18 protein-coding genes are annotated in these 18,425 nt (G+C 37.9%); 9 read left to right on the top strand and 9 right to left on the bottom strand.

Annotated elements, in window-relative coordinates; translation table 11 throughout:
- Positions 1-2: 2 nt before the first annotated feature.
- Positions 3-995 (bottom strand): LLM class flavin-dependent oxidoreductase, encoded by a 993-nt coding sequence (locus SJW71_RS10255; protein WP_431812089.1) that lies wholly within the window; start codon positions 993-995, stop codon positions 3-5.
- A 75-nt stretch (positions 996-1,070) separates the two neighbouring features.
- A complete protein-coding gene (locus SJW71_RS10250) occupies positions 1,071-1,496 on the bottom strand; it encodes a hypothetical protein (protein ID WP_274793483.1) in 426 nt (141 codons plus the stop codon).
- A gap of 215 nt (positions 1,497-1,711) precedes the next feature.
- On the opposite strand from SJW71_RS10250, the gene SJW71_RS10245 reads away from it, so the two are divergent.
- The 6 genes from SJW71_RS10245 to SJW71_RS10220 all read left to right on the top strand — a co-directional run bounded on the left by SJW71_RS10245 (position 1,712) and on the right by SJW71_RS10220 (position 8,216).
- A complete protein-coding gene (locus SJW71_RS10245; RefSeq protein ID WP_322606637.1) occupies positions 1,712-2,479 on the top strand; it encodes a sulfite exporter TauE/SafE family protein in 768 nt (255 codons plus the stop codon).
- A 157-nt stretch (positions 2,480-2,636) separates the two neighbouring features.
- Positions 2,637-3,155 carry an RNA polymerase sigma factor gene (locus SJW71_RS10240; RefSeq protein WP_155594023.1) on the top strand — a complete coding sequence of 173 codons (519 nt, stop codon included), beginning with the start codon at positions 2,637-2,639 and terminating at the stop codon, positions 3,153-3,155.
- Positions 3,148-4,038, top strand: a complete 891-nt coding sequence (locus tag SJW71_RS10235; RefSeq protein WP_431812088.1) for an RsiV family protein — start codon at positions 3,148-3,150, stop codon at positions 4,036-4,038. Before SJW71_RS10240 ends, SJW71_RS10235 begins: the two co-directional genes overlap by 8 nt.
- 148 nt (positions 4,039-4,186) lie before the next feature.
- Positions 4,187-5,311: an endospore germination permease gene (locus SJW71_RS10230; protein ID WP_322606638.1), complete on the top strand. Its 1,125-nt coding sequence runs from the start codon at positions 4,187-4,189 to the stop codon at positions 5,309-5,311.
- Positions 5,311-6,783, top strand: coding sequence for a spore germination protein (locus SJW71_RS10225; protein WP_322606639.1), 1,473 nt, complete (start codon positions 5,311-5,313; stop codon positions 6,781-6,783). The genes SJW71_RS10230 and SJW71_RS10225 overlap by 1 nt, the downstream gene beginning before the upstream one ends.
- Positions 6,784-6,858: 75 nt before the next feature.
- Positions 6,859-8,216 (top strand): IS3 family transposase gene (locus SJW71_RS10220; RefSeq protein ID WP_431812087.1). Its coding sequence is split into 2 segments (ribosomal slippage): positions 6,859-7,312 and positions 7,312-8,216, totalling 1,359 coding nucleotides; the frame shifts between segments, so codons are not numbered across the junction.
- 53 nt (positions 8,217-8,269) lie between these two features.
- Here SJW71_RS10220 and SJW71_RS10215 read toward each other — a convergent pair.
- Entirely contained in the window at positions 8,270-8,689 is a 420-nt protein-coding gene (locus SJW71_RS10215; protein ID WP_274793489.1) for an SRPBCC family protein, read from the bottom strand.
- Between the two features lie 138 nt (positions 8,690-8,827).
- Between SJW71_RS10215 and SJW71_RS10210 the strand changes: the two genes are divergently transcribed.
- Entirely contained in the window at positions 8,828-9,226 is a 399-nt protein-coding gene (locus tag SJW71_RS10210) for a hypothetical protein (RefSeq protein WP_312507663.1), read from the top strand.
- 46 nt (positions 9,227-9,272) lie between these two features.
- Here SJW71_RS10210 and SJW71_RS10205 read toward each other — a convergent pair whose 3' ends face one another.
- The gene (locus tag SJW71_RS10205; protein WP_312507662.1) at positions 9,273-11,033 is read right to left on the bottom strand and encodes an ABC transporter ATP-binding protein; all 1,761 of its coding nucleotides are present in this window, start codon (positions 11,031-11,033) and stop codon (positions 9,273-9,275) included.
- Positions 11,034-11,451: 418 nt separating this feature from the next.
- Here SJW71_RS10205 and SJW71_RS10200 point away from each other — a divergent pair, with 418 nt between their 5' ends.
- Positions 11,452-12,213, top strand: a complete 762-nt coding sequence (locus SJW71_RS10200; RefSeq protein ID WP_431812086.1) for a TerC family protein — start codon at positions 11,452-11,454, stop codon at positions 12,211-12,213.
- A 203-nt stretch (positions 12,214-12,416) separates the two neighbouring features.
- Complete coding sequence (locus SJW71_RS10195) at positions 12,417-12,926, top strand: ferritin (protein ID WP_274793493.1); 510 nt, start codon at positions 12,417-12,419, stop codon at positions 12,924-12,926.
- Between the two features lie 43 nt (positions 12,927-12,969).
- Here SJW71_RS10195 and SJW71_RS10190 read toward each other — a convergent pair whose 3' ends face one another.
- From SJW71_RS10190 to SJW71_RS10170, 5 genes are all read right to left on the bottom strand, one after another.
- A complete protein-coding gene (locus tag SJW71_RS10190) occupies positions 12,970-14,271 on the bottom strand; it encodes a DUF4179 domain-containing protein (RefSeq protein ID WP_431812085.1) in 1,302 nt (433 codons plus the stop codon).
- Positions 14,272-14,781 carry a sigma-70 family RNA polymerase sigma factor gene (locus SJW71_RS10185; protein ID WP_322612118.1) on the bottom strand — a complete coding sequence of 170 codons (510 nt, stop codon included), beginning with the start codon at positions 14,779-14,781 and terminating at the stop codon, positions 14,272-14,274.
- 123 nt (positions 14,782-14,904) lie between these two features.
- Positions 14,905-16,077, bottom strand: coding sequence for an iron-containing alcohol dehydrogenase (locus SJW71_RS10180; protein WP_274793496.1), 1,173 nt, complete (start codon positions 16,075-16,077; stop codon positions 14,905-14,907).
- Between the two features lie 17 nt (positions 16,078-16,094).
- Positions 16,095-16,940 carry an AhlS family quorum-quenching N-acyl homoserine lactonase gene (ahlS, locus tag SJW71_RS10175; protein ID WP_274793497.1) on the bottom strand — a complete coding sequence of 282 codons (846 nt, stop codon included), beginning with the start codon at positions 16,938-16,940 and terminating at the stop codon, positions 16,095-16,097.
- 20 nt (positions 16,941-16,960) lie between these two features.
- The gene (locus SJW71_RS10170) at positions 16,961-18,382 is read right to left on the bottom strand and encodes an aldehyde dehydrogenase family protein (protein ID WP_431812084.1); all 1,422 of its coding nucleotides are present in this window, start codon (positions 18,380-18,382) and stop codon (positions 16,961-16,963) included.
- Positions 18,383-18,425: the final 43 nt, after the last annotated feature.

Below are 18,425 nucleotides of genomic sequence, written 5' to 3'. Positions count from 1 at the left end.
TTCTATAGTAATTCCTCTGCCAGGAATCTATAAGTATTTAAACGACTGTCTAATTCATATTGATTACAATTTAGCATTACTTCATCAAACCCATAGTGTTCTTGCTCAGCAATTAAAAATGCAGCAATGTCCTTTGGTGTACCAACAAGGTTCGCTTTACGATTATTAGCAATCGTTATTTTATCCATCTCAGTTAGTGGATAATCCTTTGCTTCTTCTGGTGACATCGTTTGAATAATTTGGCCCTTCATCAGTTGAAGACGAGAAATATCAATTGGTTTAGCCAAATATTCCGCTTCTTCTAATGTCGGTGCAACAGTTGCTGCATATGTGACGATAATTTGTGGTTTTTCCATATAATAAGAAGGCGTAAAATAGGCTTTATAGGCATCAAAAATATCCTTCGACATATTACCGGTAAAGAATTGGGCATAAGAATACCCTACCCCCAGTTGACCAGCCTGCATAGCACTTTGCCCACTCGAACCTAGTAACCAAGCTTCAGGTAAAGAAATTTGTACTGGGGCTGCAACAACTTGATCATAAACATGTTCACCTGTTTTCTGGTTATTCATTAACTTTAAAATAATGTCGAGTTTGTCGTACTGTTCTGTGAAGCGTTGTCTTCTTCCCTCTGCTAAAGCATAAATAGCAGCATGATCGCCACCAGGGGCTCTCCCTACACCAAAGTCAATACGATTTGGTGCTAGGCCAGATAATGTCTTGAATACCTCTGCAAGCTTATATGGTGAATAATGCATCATCATGACGCCACCAGTACCAATGCGAAGTCGCTTTGTTTTCGCAGCTAAAAAAGCAGCGGTCACTTCGGGAGCTGAACTTGCTAGTGACTGACTATTATGGTGTTCAGCTAGCCACATACGATGATAGCCAAGTTCTTCACCTTGCAGTGCCAGTTGTTCTGTACGTTGGAAGGCTTCCTCTGCCGAATGACCCTTAGGTATAGGCATTTGATCTAAAATACTTAATCTCATTTAAAACATCCTCTCTGTCTCTTAGCTCCCTCTTTTACTGTAATACAGTTTGGATGATTTACAAAATAAAAAACCTTACTCATAAGCTAGTTGTTTATTTTCCCATGTTCGATAGACCAAGCTCACTAGCTTTTGTTTTTGTTGCTGATTGAATACCACGTCATTAAATTTCATCGCTTGAAGAGAAAATTGCTGGGTTTCTTCGTTAACAACAAATTGTAAAATCGCATGTCCTTTTTCATCTTGAAACGTTATATCCCCTGATAATTCAACAACATGTTCTCCAGTCTTTGCCTGATAATAACGCCAATATGGTTCAAAAAACGCATAATTAAACGCATTTCGCACTGTCACATCTGAAAAATTCTCCAAATAGCCTTCTTTTACGAGATCAATATAGTCATGATCTGTTATATCTTTTTTTGCATTAAAGACATATCCTACAAGAACCCCCATAAACACAACACAGAGAAAAACGCGTATATGATTGCCTAAACTCATGTCATCACGTCCCCTTTAAGTAAAAACACCATCATCTACATAATACATCAAAATAACGACTTTAAGTAGAAATTATTTGAATAATGTAGAAATTATATCATTTTACTATCTAGTCATTTTAAGCTTCCCTACTCTAAAATACTAATAGAGTATTTACAGCCTATCTTCAGTTCGCTACTATCAGATTATTACAATAGAAAAGAGAGGACCTTGTTGTGCCTTTTGATTTAGACATAAATATTTTAATCATCCTACTCCTATTCGGTTTCTTAGCAGCATTTATTGATTCTGTTGTTGGTGGTGGCGGACTTATTTCTTTGCCAGCCCTCCTTTTTGTTGGCCTTCCCCCCTCTGCTGCAGTAGCAACCAATAAATTAGCAGGTACGATGGGGTCACTTACTAGTACCGTGACATTTTATCGTTCTGGTAAACTAGATATAAAAGCCGTGTATAAATTATTCCCTTTTGTCTTTTTCGGCTCCATGCTTGGTGCTTGGATTGTCCACTTAATGGATCCGAGTGTACTTAAGCCACTCATGTTGTTCATGCTCGCAGCAGTAGCCATCTATACTATCTTCAAAAAAGACTGGGGAAGTATGACTACCTATAAAAAGTTAACACCCAAACGCTATATGATTTTTGTTATCGTCATCACGCTTATTGGCTTTTATGATGGCTTTTTAGGTCCTGGGACAGGCTCATTTTTATTATTTGCTTTTCTAATGGTTGGGTTTGATTTTTTACAATCGGCAGGAAATGCTAAATTTTTAAATTTTGGCAGCAATATAGCAGCCCTTCTTATGTTTATATACTTAGGACAAATAAATTATGCCTATGGTTTACCAATGGGGCTTGCTCAAATTGCAGGCGCCATTGTTGGATCTAAGTTTGCCATTAAACGCGGCAGTGGTTATGTTCGTAAACTATTTATCGTTGTGACTATTCTATTACTCTTGAAAAATACATATGACTATTTTTCATAACACTCTGTTATGCATAACGTATGCCACAACTATAGAAGGATAAAACTTATCTCATATTGGGGTAAGTTTTTTTTAATGCTATTAACTTTTTCCCACCCTTCGCACGTCTAGTACATGTATACAATTTGACAATGTTAAAAAAGGAGCTTCTTTGGACATGAAAACAAGAAATGCATTTCAACATGAAGAGGTGTTTGTCCAATTCATTCGTGAACAAAAAGAGCGATTTTATTTGCTCGCGTATAGCTATACAAAAAATGAACAGGACGCACTAGATGTTGTACAGGACAGTATTCAAAAAGCCATGCTGTCATTAGATCGACTTGAAAATGTGACCTATATGAAAAGCTGGTTTTACAAAATAGTTGTCCGTACAGCCATTGATTTTTTACGTAAGCATAAACGCTTACAGGTTACAGATGATGATACACTGCAATATTTAACTCCTGCCCAAGAGGACGTTTATGAAAATGTCGACTTGGAGCATGCATTAGATGAGCTCCCACAAATGTATCGTGAGGTTGTCATTCTTCACTATTTCGAGGATTTAAAGCTCGCTGACGTGGCGAACATCCTCGATATCAAGTTGAGTACAGCCAAATCGCGTCTTTATAAAGCATTAAAACTATTGAAAATACAATTAGAAGATGTGAAGGGAGAAACTGCACATGGATAAAAAATTACGAGATTTAGAAAAACAATATATAGAGGTTCCTATTCCAAAGGAGCTAGACTTTGTCGTTGAAAAGGCACTGAAGCAAGGCAGAAAAAAGAAAAAAAACCGTACACCACAATGGTTACTTGGTTCAGCTGCTGCAGCTATGCTATTTACTGCTAGCTTAAATGTTAGTCCGGCAATGGCCAAAACACTCTCTGAAATTCCCGTTGTCGGTAGTGTTGTCAAAGTATTAACATGGACAGAATATGAAGTGACAGAAGATAACTATGATGCCAATATTAAGGTTCCATCCATTGAAAATTTAGATAATCAAGACCTTGCGAATACATTAAATGAAAAATATCGTGCAGAGGGAAAGGCCCTCTACGATCAGTTCATCGCAGAAGTTGGTGATTTAAAGGCCAATGGTGGAGGTCATTTAGGCGTTGATAGTGGCTTTGAAATAAAAACAGATAATGAGCAAATATTATCGATTGGTCGTTATGTTGTGAATACAGTGGCCTCGTCTTCTACGGTGATGGAATACGATACAATTGATAAAGAAAATGAAATTTTAATTACACTACCGATGCTCTTTAAAGATCAACAATATATTAAGACGATTAGTGAAAATATCAAAGAGCAAATGCGTGCACAAATTGCAGAATCTAATCAAGAAAAAGTGTATTGGGTGAAAGGCGCTGGTCTTCCCGACGAAGATTTAATGGAGGAATTTACAACAATCAAACCAGATCAGTCATTTTATATTTCAGATCAAGGGAAGCTGGTGATTTCCTTCGATAAATATGAAGTAGCTCCAGGTTACATGGGTGTTGTAGAATTTGAAATTCCAACAGATGTCCTACAAGAAGATCTTGTTAGCATGAAATATATTCATTAATGTAGCTGACTTACCATACGACGAGGTATTTGACGATTGACTCATCAAATACCTCGTTTTTTCATGTAGACATACCATTTTTTGCTTATAAAGCCGACTTTTTTTGTCTAAGCTAATATGTATCAATCAATGTTAGAGGGTTTTCATCATGAAAGGTGTAGGATCAATCAGTATTTTACATGTCATCTTCCTATCAATGACAGTTATTGGCTTGAAAAACCATGTAACCATTCTTCCTCCTCTTTTAGATATGGCCAAAAGAGATGGCTGGCTATCCGTATTGTTTGCTGGAGGTATCATGTTCTTTTGGCTATTTCTTGTTGTGTATATTCACAAGAAAACTAAACAAGAATCCATCCGAGACTGGTTAAACGAAAAAATCGGAAAAATCGGCTCTACCATTATTATTTATGCGATTATTATTTTTTTAATGGTTATGACGGCTTTTACAATGGTTGAAACCTTACAATGGGTCAATACGACATTTTTACCTCAAACGCCTGTTATCATATTATTAGTTATCTATATTTTTCTTTGTATACTACTGGTGACCACTAGTCTACAGACGATCGTCATCTTAAATGTCTTTGTATTATTTGGGGTTGTCGTTCTTGGCTTTTTTGTTGCCTTTACCAATATACAAGTAAAAGATTATGAATTATTACGACCCTTCTTTGAACATGGATTACAGCCCGTGTTTCGAGGTATGATATTCCCAGCATCAGGGTTTATCGAGCTGTTAATATTGTTATTTTTACAGCATCAGTATAAAGAGCAAATTCGCTGGTATCACTTTGCTATTATGCTAGCGATCCTAGTTGGTTTAACTTTAGGTCCATTAATTGGTGCCATAACGGAGTTTGGTCCAAGTGAAGCCGCTAAACAACGCTATCCTGCCTATGAAGAATGGGGTTTAGTGACGATTGGGCGCTATATTGAACATCTTGACTTCTTCTCTATTTACCAATGGTTAACCGGAACTTTTATACGTGTAAGTTTCCTTTTGTACATCGTAGCTGATTTATTGAAAATGACAGGAGATAAAAAGCGTATATGGCAAATGCTGGCACCTCCCTTCTTCATCCTTTGTTTACCATTAATTATGTTAAATGAAAGCTTATTTTTAAAGGTGAAAGGAAATTATATTTTAACTTTTACATTTATTTTTTTCTTTGCGCTGTCCATATTTTTCGTTATCGTAGCTTTCTTGTCGGATAAATCTTCTAAAAAGGGGAAAACTGATAAACAAGACATGAAAAGTGGTGAAGCATAATGCCTCAGCAAGAGCAAGCGCTAGATCTGCGTACAATTAAGAAATTGTTTCAAAAATCAGCGGATATTCAATATCAGGAATTTACCTTTAATCAGGAGAAAGTACACTTTATAATTTGTGATGCCATGATTGATCAACAAATGCTTAATGAGGTGATCATTCAACGTATTCAGTATCTTTATGATCATTTGGATGATGTTCCATTCGAAGAGAATATTGAAAGACATCTTCATATTCCAAGTTTGCAAAAAATAGAAGACAAGGAACAGCTCCTTACATTTGTATATAGTGGGTTTTTATTGCTTTATTTTCACAAAGACAATCTTGTCTATGCTAGCAATATCGCAAAAAAGCCTAATCGTAAACCTGAAGAAACACGCATGGAGGTTCTTGTAAAAGGGCCAAGGGATAATTTTATCGAAGATATACGCGTCAATATCGCACTTATCCGAAAACGATTACCGACCAATTCCTTTTGCGTAGAAAAAATGGAGCTAGGAAAACGTTCAAAGACAACGGTAGCCATTCTATATTTTGATGACATTGTAGATATGGACATTTTACATGGCATTAAAAAGCAGCTTGCAGCCGTTGATACGGATATTGTTTTTAGTGGCGATTTATTGATGGAACGGGTAAATAAAAATTCTAAGCTTTTTCCGAAGTTTGATTATACAGGAAGAGCCGATTATGCAGTTCAAGCATTAGCAAGAGGACGATTTGTTATTTTTGTAGATGGCGTTGCCTACGCTGTTATTACGCCTGTTAATTTGTTTTTACTACTTAAATCAGCCGAGGATAATGAATACCCAATAATCTTTAGTTCACTTGAACGCTTATTAAGAATATTTGGGATTTTAATCGGTTTACTACTGCCTGCATTTTGGCTTTCCTTAACGACCTATCATCAAAATCAATTACCTTTACAACTACTCGCGACAGTTGTACAAGCAAAATCGGGGTTACCTCTCCCCTCTTCCCTTGAAATGCTGCTTATGCTTTTAATGTTTGAATTGTTTCGAGAAGCAGGCTTGCGTCTACCTTCCGTAATCGGAGGTACAATTAGTGTTGTAGGTGGATTAATCATTGGGGATGCAGCCATTCGTGCAGGTGTAACGAGCCCTGAAATGATTGTTGTCATCGCGATTTCGACGATCGCTTCTTTTACATTGGTTAATCAATCGCTTGTTACCTCTGTCAGCATCTTACGTGTTGCCTTTATCCTTGCAAGTGCCTTTTTCGGATTGTTCGGCTTCTTCGTTTCTTTATATTTTACACTCCTCTATGTATGTAATATTCGAATTTATGGCTATTCCTACATGAATCTTGCGACAGATTTAAATTGGGCTACCATTAAAAAATCCGTCTTCCGCTTATCACCCAAAGGCTATACTGAGCGCAATAAAGCACTGGCTCCTCAGGATTATACACGCTCACCTAAAGGCCATGAAAACAAAGAATCAAAAAGTTAAGCAAAAAGCATCCCTTTAAAAATGAACTGCCCCGTAAAAGTTAGACACCAATCTAACTTTTACGGGGGTTTTTTTATGGCAAAAGTAAAGGCTGAACAACGTATTCAAGCAGTCCAGCGATACTTAAATGGAGATGAATCTATGATTGAAATCGCAGAAGACATCGGAGTGACAAAAAGGGTTGTAAGTGAATGGGTTCGCCGTTATCAAAAAAATGGTGTAGAGACTTTCTTAAAGTCCTATACAAACTATTCAGCTGACTATAAAATGAATGTACTTAATTATATGAACGAGACAGGTACATCTTCAGTTGATACAGCTGCTCTCTTTAATATTTCATCTTCTGGCTTAATTCGGGGTTGGAAATTAAAGTTTGAAGTTGGTGGTTATGATGCTCTTGTTTCCAAGAAAAAGGGGCGTCCATCCATGAAAAAAGACACAAAAAGAACAACGAAATCAATACCAGCTGAAGGGTCTGTTGAGGCGTTAACAGCACGTATTAAACAATTAGAAATGGAGAATGCCTACTTAAAAAAGTTGAATACTTTAGTTCAAATGAAAGAAAAATTACCAACCAAATCAAAGCGCAAGTAATTTACGAACTAAAGGAAATCTATGAAGTGGTGGAATTAATCAAAGTCGCTGATATTCCACGTAGTACGTATTATTACTGGGAAAAGCGTTTGAATCGTACTGATAAATATGCTGATGTGAAAGTCACGATTCAGTCCATTTATCATGAACATAAGGGACGTTATGGCTATCGTCGGATTGCTAAAGAACTTAAAAAATACGGCATTGTTCATGATCCCAAAACGATTAACGGTTTGATGAATGCCATTGGCATAAAATGTGAAGTCCGCATGAGGAAATATCGTTCGTATAAAGGAAAAGTCGGAAAAATTGCCCCAAACATATTACAACGTGATTTTACAGCGAAAAAAATGAACGAGAAATGGGTAACAGACGTGACAGAGTTCCATCTATTTGGTGAGAAACGCTATTTATCACCAGTCCTTGATTTATGTAATGGCGAAATTATTGCATACACGGTAATGAATCGTCCAGTGTATAACCTCGTCCATGATATGCTAGAACAAGCATTGGAGCGCATTCAATCAGGTGATCAAGTCGTTCTTCATTCGGATCAAGGTTGGCACTATCAAATGAAAAAGTATCAACGAACCTTAAAACAACATGGGATTACGCAAAGTATGTCCCGTAAGGGCAATTGTTTAGATAACGCAGTCATAGAAAATTTCTTTGGCTTATTAAAATCTGAACTCCTGTATCTACAAGAATTTGAATCCATGGCACATTTCGAACAGGAACTTCATGACTATATTCACTATTACAATCACAAACGAATGAAGACAAAATTAAAAGACCTAAGCCCGGTGGAGTACCGAACTCAGGTCTTAGAAGTAGCTTAACTAAATATGTCTAACTTTTTTGGGTCAGATCAAAAAGTAGGGATGCTTTTTTCTCAAATAGTATGTGCCCTTGCTTTAATACTGTCCAGTACACTTTCCCAATATTGTTTCATTTCTTCTCGCACTGTCTGATCAGAAAGATGTTCTTGGTGAAAACTAATCGTAGTTTTATTACTTTCTTTTGGTAGAATACGAATTTGAACGGTGGATGGTCTTGACCACCCTTCCTTTTGCCAAGTAAGTCGAAGCTGCTCTAACGGTTTAACAATTCTAATTTCCCCTGCCCCGATTTTAGAGTGATACTTCTGCCCAGGTTCCAAATGAAGAGTAGCACCATCCCCTACCCATGAATGTAAACCTTCCTTAGCAATGATTAATGCCCAAGCTTGCTCCTGTGAAAAAGGAAAAGTCCTTCTAACACCTATTTGAAAGCCTACACTTTTCGTTTGACCAATGATTTTCTCGTTATCCATTGTTCACCTCAACCTTTCATGAAAGATTTAGTCACTGTCGTTTAAAAATTATTCCTTATTCAAAATTTATCATAAAATCTATCCAATATCATCTTGTGCTTTTATCTAGGTGGTAGAATTAAACTTGGGGGTGGTTGAATGAAAAAACAAGTGTTTGGGGTAATAGTCGGAATTTTATTTCTACTTTCTGCTTGTTCTCATGGAAAGACACAAACACTAGAAAAATTTTATCAAGATGCTCAAATTGAACAGGTGGATAAAGTAATTATTCAAGATGGTTCAACTGGCTATTACAAAACAATTACAAAGCAAGAACAAATCAATGATTTTTTAAATCTAATTAAAGATGTAGAATTTACGCCACAAACCAATCAAGAAGAGCGTTCTGGATGGCGATATGGCATTAAACTTTTAGATGGCAAAAAAGAATTTTCCTTTACATTAAATGAAATTGATGATATCTATTACGATTCAACCCCAGATATTCATCCTATTGTAGAGAGTTATTACAAACAGTTAGATGATGTAGAAGAATAGACAAAAAAAGGGAGATGATGCAATATCATTCTCCCTTTTCCTTAACTTACGTTAGTTCAACAAAATCCTTCTGCATGCTTTGTTCTGTTTGTCCTTTCCGGAATTGAATATGATGGAGCTTAGCAAAGATTCCATCTTGTGCAACTAGCTCATCATAAGTACCGTCTTCTTCAATGCCGTTCGGTGTGACAACTAATACTCGATCTGCATTGCGAATGGTTGCCAATCGGTGGGCAATAACTAACGTTGTTCGATTTTCAGCAAGCTCGGTTAAAGACTGCTGGATAATCATCTCTGTTTCCGTATCTAATGCAGAGGTTGCTTCGTCTAAAATTAAGATTGGTGGGTTCTTCAAGAACATACGAGCAATAGCTAGACGTTGCTTTTGGCCACCTGATAATTTTAAGCCTCGTTCCCCAATTTGGGTATTATAGCCCTCTGGCAGTTCTGCGATAAATGCCTCTAAATGAGCCTTTTTCGCTGCCTCTCGAATTTCTGCTTCACTAGCATCTAGTTTTCCATAGGCAATGTTTTCACGAATGGTCCCTGTAAATAAAAAGACATCCTGCTGTACGATACCAATTTGTGCACGTAATGAAGCCTGTGTCATATTGCGTATATCGATACCGTCAATCGTAATCGCACCTTTAGAGACCTCATAAAATCTAGGAATTAACGAACAAATCGTCGTTTTACCGGCTCCTGATGGTCCTACAAAGGCAATGGTTTGTCCAGCTTTTACATCAAATGATATATCCTTTAAAACTTGTTTGGATGAGTCGTAATTAAAGTGCACTTTGTTGAACGCAATATCACCATCTAAATGTTTGATGACCTTCGCATCCTCACGATCTTGAATCTCAGGATCCTGCTCAATTAATTCACGGAATCGCTTAAAGCCAGCCATCCCTTTTGGATAAAGCTCTAATAATGCACTAATTTTATCAATTGGTTTGATAAGTACATTTGTATATAAGACAAAGCTCACGAGCTCCCCATAAGATAGCTTGCCATTAAAGCTTAGCCAAGCACCGACAACTAGCACCACTAATGTTAAAAGGCGAGTCATCATATAAATGCTGGAGTGTGTTCCGGCCATAATTTTATAAGCATACAATTTTGCCGAGCGGAAGAATCCATTTTGCTCTTTAAATCGGCTAATTTCAAAATCTTCGTTTGTAAAGGATTTCACAACGCGCACTCCAGATACACTATCCTCTACACGCCCGTTGACATCAGCAATTTTACCGTACATCGTCTTCCAAGCATTATTCATTTTAATATTACTAAAAGTCACAAGCCATGTTAAAAATGGCACCATAATCGCTGCAATTAAAGCGAGTGTCGGATTCACATTGAACATAATAGCAAAGGCCCCAACAAAGGTCATAATGGCAATAAATAAATCCTCTGGTCCATGATGGGCAAACTCACCAATATCAAATAAATCATTCGTAATGCGGCTCATTATATGCCCTGTTTTGGTATTATCGAAGAAACGGAATGATTGTCTTTGGACATGTGTAAATAATTCCTGTCGCATATCAGTCTCAATATTAATGCCGAGTTTATGTCCTAAATAGTTGACGATAAAGTTCAGTAAAGTACTAATTGCATAAACAAGCAGCAATAAAATACTTACTTTCACAATCATGTTCCAATCGCCTGTTGGTAACAGTTCATCGATAAACCACTGAACGGCAAGTGGAAAAGCTAGCTCTAAAATGGCTACAATGATAGCACTCGAAAAATCGATGACAAACAAACGTTTATGTGGTTTATAGTAGGAAAAAAATTTTCTATACATGTTTGTCTCCTTTCTAAGTTGTAAAATTTTCGCCTATCTTTTAATAGTACCATTTGTGCAAACATAACGGAAAAGTATTTTTTCTCCATAGCAGTATATTTTTATTTACTTTCATTTTTCCGCATGCTATTATTTATGTAAGAACTGAATAGCTTTTGACTTTATTGTCAAAGGGGAGTAGCTAGCAGATGCGATCGATGCATCTGATTTCACATTCGTCATTACATGGTATCTACCATCGGGTGTGATGGCATTTCTTGTCACACAGAATACATTCTGTGCAACGAACAGTTAATTGCTTAGCAAGACCTTTGCCTATTTTTTAGGCAGGGGTCTTTTTCTTTTGCTTAAAATTAGGAAAGAATAAGTTAGAAGCACGCCATTCATTTCTGTTCAAAATTTAAAGGAGGAAATACATTTGGAGGCAATATTTTTAGAATACGCATGGGTACTCATCGTATTAATCGTACTAGAAGGTTTATTAGCAGCTGACAATGCAGTGGTGATGGCTGTTATGGTTAAGCATTTACCAAAAGGACAGCAACAAAAAGCTTTATTATACGGATTGGTCGGGGCATTTATCTTCCGTTTTGCCGCACTATTCCTTATCACGACACTCGTAAATTTTTGGCAAATTCAAGCGATCGGTGCTGCCTATCTATTGTTTATGTCGATTAAGCATATTTATGATTCACGGAAGGCTTCGCAAAACTCCGAAGAAGTGCAGGAGCCTAAAAAGAAATCTGGCTTCTGGATGACGGTTGTCAAGGTCGAGCTTGCTGATATCGCGTTCGCAGTCGATTCAATTTTAGCAGCCGTGGCCATCGCCGTAACATTACCACATATCGGTGATTTTGATATCGGTGGCATTAATGCTGGTCAGTTTGCTGTCATGTTCTTAGGTGGTATTATTGGTGTCATTATGATGCGTTTTGCCGCTCGATGGTTTGTTAAAATTCTTGATAAATTCCCTTCACTTGAAACTGCAGCCTTCCTAATTGTAGGCTGGGTTGGTGTAAAATTAGCTGTTTTAACATTAGCACATGAAAAACTGGGCGTTATTCCACACGAATTCCCACATTCGACTGTATGGAAAGCTACTTTCTGGATTATCTTAGTCGCTATCGCACTTGGTGGTTACTTAGTCGGTGTCAAAAATCAAAAACAACAAGAACAATAAAGTTGAAAAAATCGCTAAGACTTATGTCGAAGCGATTTTTTCATTTTTCCTTGAACAGTCATTTGGAATAAATTTTCTAATTGAGAACGAATATCAATTCATTTTTGCATAAATTTCCACGAAAAATAAATTTTTTGTATGTTCCTCTTCCTACACTGTATACTAGTAAAGAAGTCATTTACTGCAAAAGGAGGAAAACCTTTATGTTATCTGAAAAACTACACACAGCTCTTAACGAACAAATGAATTTTGAATTTTACTCTGCACATGCCTACATGGCAATGGCAGCCTATTGCACTGATCAAGATTATGATGGCTTCGCTAACTTCTTTTTAGTACAAGCAGAAGAAGAACGCTTCCATGCCATGAAATTTTATAATTTCTTAAGTGATATGGGTTACCGCGCAACGATTCATGGCTTTGATAGCCCAGACAATCATTTTGAATCGATTTTAGATGCCTTTAAAACTGCCCTTTCTCATGAAAAAGAAGTGACACGTCGTATTTATAATCTATCAGATATCGCTTTAGATGAACGCGAGCATGCAACAATGGCCTTTTTAAAATGGTTCATCGACGAGCAGGTGGAAGAAGAATCTACATTTGATACATTAATTCGTAAATTTGAACGTATCGAAAATGACTCAAACGCCATCTTTATGCTTGATGCTGAATTGGCTACCCGTACTTTTACACCAGATGCGGAAGCGTAACATGTGATTTTAAAAAATCTGCCATCCACGGCAGATTTTTTTGTTAATTCAATGGAAGATCTATTATTTCTGTTCCCTCTAGGTAATTTTCATAATAATTAAAGTAAATCCGTACTGGGTTCACAATACCCTTTAAATCATAGCTTTCATTCTGGACAATTTGATTCTCTTTCGGACCAGAATGACTAGAGCCATTACTATAAAATTCAGTGCCTTGAGCATCGACTGCTCTTCCTAGAAATGCACTTAATTTATCTTGAGAGTGCTTTGGTGCATGTAAGGTTACCATCTGATCATTCACTTGTATAGCTAGCCCTGCTAGTGGTGGCTTTGCTAACACCTTATTTTTATTAAAATCTACCTCTATATAATCCTGACCTACTGGTAGGGCTACTACTTTCCCAATGGCTAATGATAACTGCTTAGGTTCCCTAAAATAATTACTTTGCAGATAGAATGTCGCTTCCCCATCTAGTAAAGTCCCTGTTGCTGTCAGACCATTTTGAATCGTTGTCCAAGCCTCTCCCCTTTCGTCCAACATACGAATATCCTCAAAGCCTAAAATCCGCATCGTATTATGGGGATTAAGAGCCATTGTAATACCTGTTCGAAGTGGCGATATAGAAACAGATTTTACCGTTATATGCTGGCCTTCAAAGCTCAGTTCTTTATTTACTACATATACCTTAGCTTTGGCGATTGGTTTTTTCACTGAGAATGGGATGGAAAAAGTTGTTTGCTGTTGATCATTAACTTGTATTACTAATTCAAATTGTGCACCTTGATAATTAATCGGCTCGTTAAATGTTACTTGAAAATTTTCCTCAATGACCGTCGTTTCTTCTCCATGATACCAGCCATATCCCAGACCTACGGGTATTATTTCACCATTCAGTTTGAGATGTATGTTCTTGATGTCGAGCTGTTGAATATCGAATGGGGCAGTTAATGTATAAGGGAGGATCATCCCTGTTTCATCCGCAATAACACCTTGAAGTGTAAACGTTAATTCATTTTTACTTTGTGACACGCCAAGCTCCTCGTAATATTGATTATTTACAATATCTTGGACACCTTTATCATCCTTGATCATATGGACAATTGGTGCAAAAATAGGTATTTTTGCCAAACTATTTGCAAGTGCAGGAGATACACGAATAGATGTTACTAGCACTACTATCAATATCGTTACGATAGCAAGGCTTTGCCAAATTCGTTGACGTATTCGTTTTTCAGAATGGTAGCGATTCATACTTTTCAAGCGTGCGTTGACCAATTGCTCTTGTGGTACTTTTATTTGTGTTAATTCCTGGGCGAATTTATCATAATCAAACCTGTCCCTCATTTAATGCTCCCCCTTTTCCATAAAGTAGTGTTTTAGCTTGCTTAGTGCTGTATGCAATCTAGATTTAACCGTACCCTCGGGGATATTATGTAGTGCAGCAATCTCCTTGTTTTGTAAGTCATGAAAATATTTAAGAAAAATGAGCTCCTGCTGTGCTTTTGGTAATTTTACAATAATATCAGTCATTTCAAAGCGTTGATGATCCTGTGTATGATCACCCATTTCTACATTCTCCTGTAAATCTACACGTAATCTTTTTTCTCGCATATCATAGCAAATATTGAGTAAAATTCGGACAAGCCATGTACCAAAATAAGCTACCTCTTTTAAAGTATGTATTTTTTTTAAGCTTCGATAGGTTGTTTCCTGAACGGCTTCTACAGCATCATGTTCATTTCTTAAATAGGCAAAGGCAATACGATACAATGTCTGTTCATGGTTTTGAATAAGGCAAAGAAATGCCTGTTCATCACCAGCGATGGCACGCTTTACTAATGCTTGTTCATCCAACTTCCTCACTCCCCTCTAATGATTAGACTGTTGAGCGTGCTATTTCGTTCAGGTTTTTCCAAGTATTTATATCATAAAGCAAAAAAAAGAGAAACGCTGAAAAATCAACGTTTCTCATGTTCTCTATGGTTCACGGACTTCGCCATCAAAGGCAGCAAGGTAAATTTGATAAATATCATCTCGCTCTAATGGCATAGGACTGCGTGCTAAAATACGTGTTTGTTTGGTTGCATCCTCTGTTAACTGTTCGAGTGCTGAAGCAGGTATACCGAATCCTTGTAAAGTGGAAGGAATTTGAACATCTTTAATTAGTTGTTGTAATGCTTCTACACATTTATAGGAAGCCTCTTGCTGTGATAAGTAGATAGAAGATACCCCCATCGCATCGACGATATCTTTCATACGTTTCTCACAACTTTGTCGGATATAGCCCATAACATATGGTAACAGCACTGCATTGGAGTCACCATGAGCAATATGGAATTGACCTCCAAGCGGATAGGCTAAAGCGTGAACACCGGCTACACCGGCATTAAAAAAGGCTAAGCCTGCTAAATAACTGCCATAACTCATATCGGTACGCGCTTGCTTGTCTTGCCCATTATGGACAGCTGTTCGTATTGACTGACTAATTAATCGGATAGCTTGTAGTGCAAGTGCGTCTGTTACTGCATTCGCATTTACTGATACGTAGGCTTCTATCGCATGAGTTAACGCGTCTACACCAGTCGCAGCCGTCACCTTCGCTGGTAAGGAAATCGTTAAGGCAGGATCTACAATCGCTACATCTGCTAGTAAATAATCGTGTGTCACGACATCCTTGGTTGTGTCGAGTGACAGCACAGAGATATTAGTTACCTCCGAGCCTGTCCCAGAAGTAGTTGGAATTAAGATTTTAGGTAATCCTTTATTGTCTACTGTTTTTGTTCCAGTTAGATTTAAATAATCTGCCACTTTTCCATCATGTGTTGCTAATACAGCGGCAAGCTTTGCTAAATCTAGTGCGCTGCCCCCACCTACACCAATCACTAAATCAAATGGATGCTTTCTCGTAAAATCAACCAGTTTTTCTCCAATTGCGAGCGGAGGCTCTGGTGCAATATCGGTATAAATGGTTGTCTTGTAGCCTTCTTCAATTAAAGGCTTTTCAACATAATCTGTTAAACCTATTTCTTTTAATAATGGATCTGTCACGATTAAAATATTGTAAGCGTTAAATTTCTTTACCTCTAGCAGAAGCTGACTCAAACAGCCCCAGCCAGTATAACTAGCAGGTGTAAAGGTTAATTTATGCATGGCTTCTCTACTCCTATCTACTCGTAATAGCCTTCCGTCGATTTTCTAAATGATTTGAATTGAACAGGATCATGTCCAAACCATACTTGTGAATTTGTTTCATGTGCTAATCTTCGAATCCGTTCAACCGTTGCATTATAGCCTACAGAATCATAGATAATGCCTGGTGGCTTGACAGGAGGACCAAAGCTTTCAGCTGTGTATATGGCATCTGAAGCTAAAATGATGCCACCTGTGTCAGGCATTTGAATATGCAACCCTAGCATGCCCCAAGCATGACCACTACCAAAATTCAATACTTGTATACCTTCTGCTAGTTTCACATGATCCTCGCCACGTTTAATGAGACGCCATTGTAGATTATTTTTAATCCACATATCAATGTCACCCCATACATAGGCACCGTCTTTTACATTTCTAGCATATGTTTGTAATGTGCCATTAAACTCGTCCTCCTGCACTATAATCGTCGCATTTGTAAACAGTTCTAAGCAACCTGCATGGTCGAGATGCAAATGAGAAGCTACGACATATTTGATATCCTCTGGGCGAACATTTAATTCTTCTAATCGGTGATGTAAATAGCATTCTTCTGGCATATTGATAGGAAATGCTTTTTGCGTAAATTCACCCCAACGTCCTTCTGGTCCCATCGAGTTTGGATTACACGCTGTATCAAATAAAATTTTGCCTTCTGGATGATCAATTAGAACAGTATAAACTGGGAATTCCACAAATTCATTTGGCTGATTTGGATGGTCGATCGTTGCAGGATTATGCATCGCAATCATATAGTTTTTATCCATTCGCATCGTACCATTGTCCATCACATACAATTTTGGGTGTTGTTTAATCATTTTCATTTTCCCATCTCCATTCGTGATTATTGGTTATTCCATATTACTAGCTTCATTTCCGTCATTTCTTCTAATGCATATTTAATGCCCTCACGACCAGTGCCACTTTCCTTTACACCACCATATGGCATATGATCGACTCGATAGGTAGGTACATCATTAATCAGGACCCCACCTACCTGCAATGCTTTCGTAGCTTGAAAAGCTGTCTGAATAGAAGGTGTGAAGATACCCGCCTGTAGACCATAGTGAGAGTCATTGATAGCCGCTATCGCCTCTTCAATAGTCGATACTGTATTGACAGTAACGACAGGTGCAAAAATTTCTTCACAAGACACACGACTCTGTGGTTGAACATTATATAGAACCGTAGGCAATAAAATATGATTGTCAATGCGGCCTCCAGTAATCACTTGTGCTCCTTCAGCAACCGCTTCTTCAATCCATTGATACGCTCGCTGTTGTTCAGCTTGTGATATCATCATTGCTAGATCTGTCTGACTATCCATTGGATCACCAATAGTCAGCTGCTCGATTTTGGCGTTCAGCAGCGTTAAAAATTCCTCAATCATACTCTCCATAACATAGATTCGCTGTAGAGAAATACAGACTTGACCTTGGTTGGAAAATGCCCCCATTACAATACGATCCATAATACGCTCGAGCTGTACCCCTTCATCAATAATTACGCCTGCATTGGAGCCTAATTCTAAAGTTACTTTCTTCAAACCTGCTCGATTGCGTAGAGAAATCCCTACTGCTGGGCTTCCTGTAAACGTAATCATTTTAACGTTTGGATGTGCTAAAAACACGTCGCCTACTAATTTTCCTTGACCTGTTACGAGATTAAAGGCACCTGCTGGTAAATTAGTTTGGGCCAATAACCTAGCTAGAAAATGAGCAGACAGTGCTGTTTGTGTGGCAGGTTTTAGAACGATTGTATTGCCTGCTGCTAATGCCGGGCCTACTTTATGGGCCACTAGGTTTTGGGGAAAGTTAAAGGGGGTAATCGCTGCCACGACACCTATTGGTTCACGAATTGTATAAGCAAAACGCCCCTCTCCATTTTTCGATGCATCCATAGGAATCATTTCACCAGTTAGACGCTTCGCTTCTTCAGCGGCAAATTTATACGTTTCAATTGTGCGATCAATTTCAGCGTAGGCATACTTTAACGGCTTTGCTGATTCCATAGCAATAATACTCGCCGCTTCCTCTCGATTTTCTGCAAAAAGGGTGGATAAATGCTCTAATATCTCTGCTCGTTGAAAAGCCGTTAATGCAGCCATTTGAGGAGCTGCGGCCTGTGCACATTCAATGGCCTCCTTTACATCTTGCTCTGTGGCCATCGCAATTTGTGCCAATACCTCTTGTGAATAAGGGGCTAGGACCTCCACCCATTCAGCAGTCATCTTCCATTCTCCGTTGATCCATAAGCCCTTTTTCAACTTGATTCACTCCTTTCTTTATGGTTACGTATTCATTTCAGAA

The sequence above is a fragment of the Lysinibacillus sp. FW12 genome (genome assembly GCF_050817245.1).
GTDB classification, from domain to species: Bacteria; Bacillota; Bacilli; order Bacillales_A; family Planococcaceae; genus Lysinibacillus; species Lysinibacillus irui.
The sequence above is the reverse complement of the archived record's forward strand: the minus strand, read 5'-3'. Positions and strand labels throughout refer to the sequence as shown.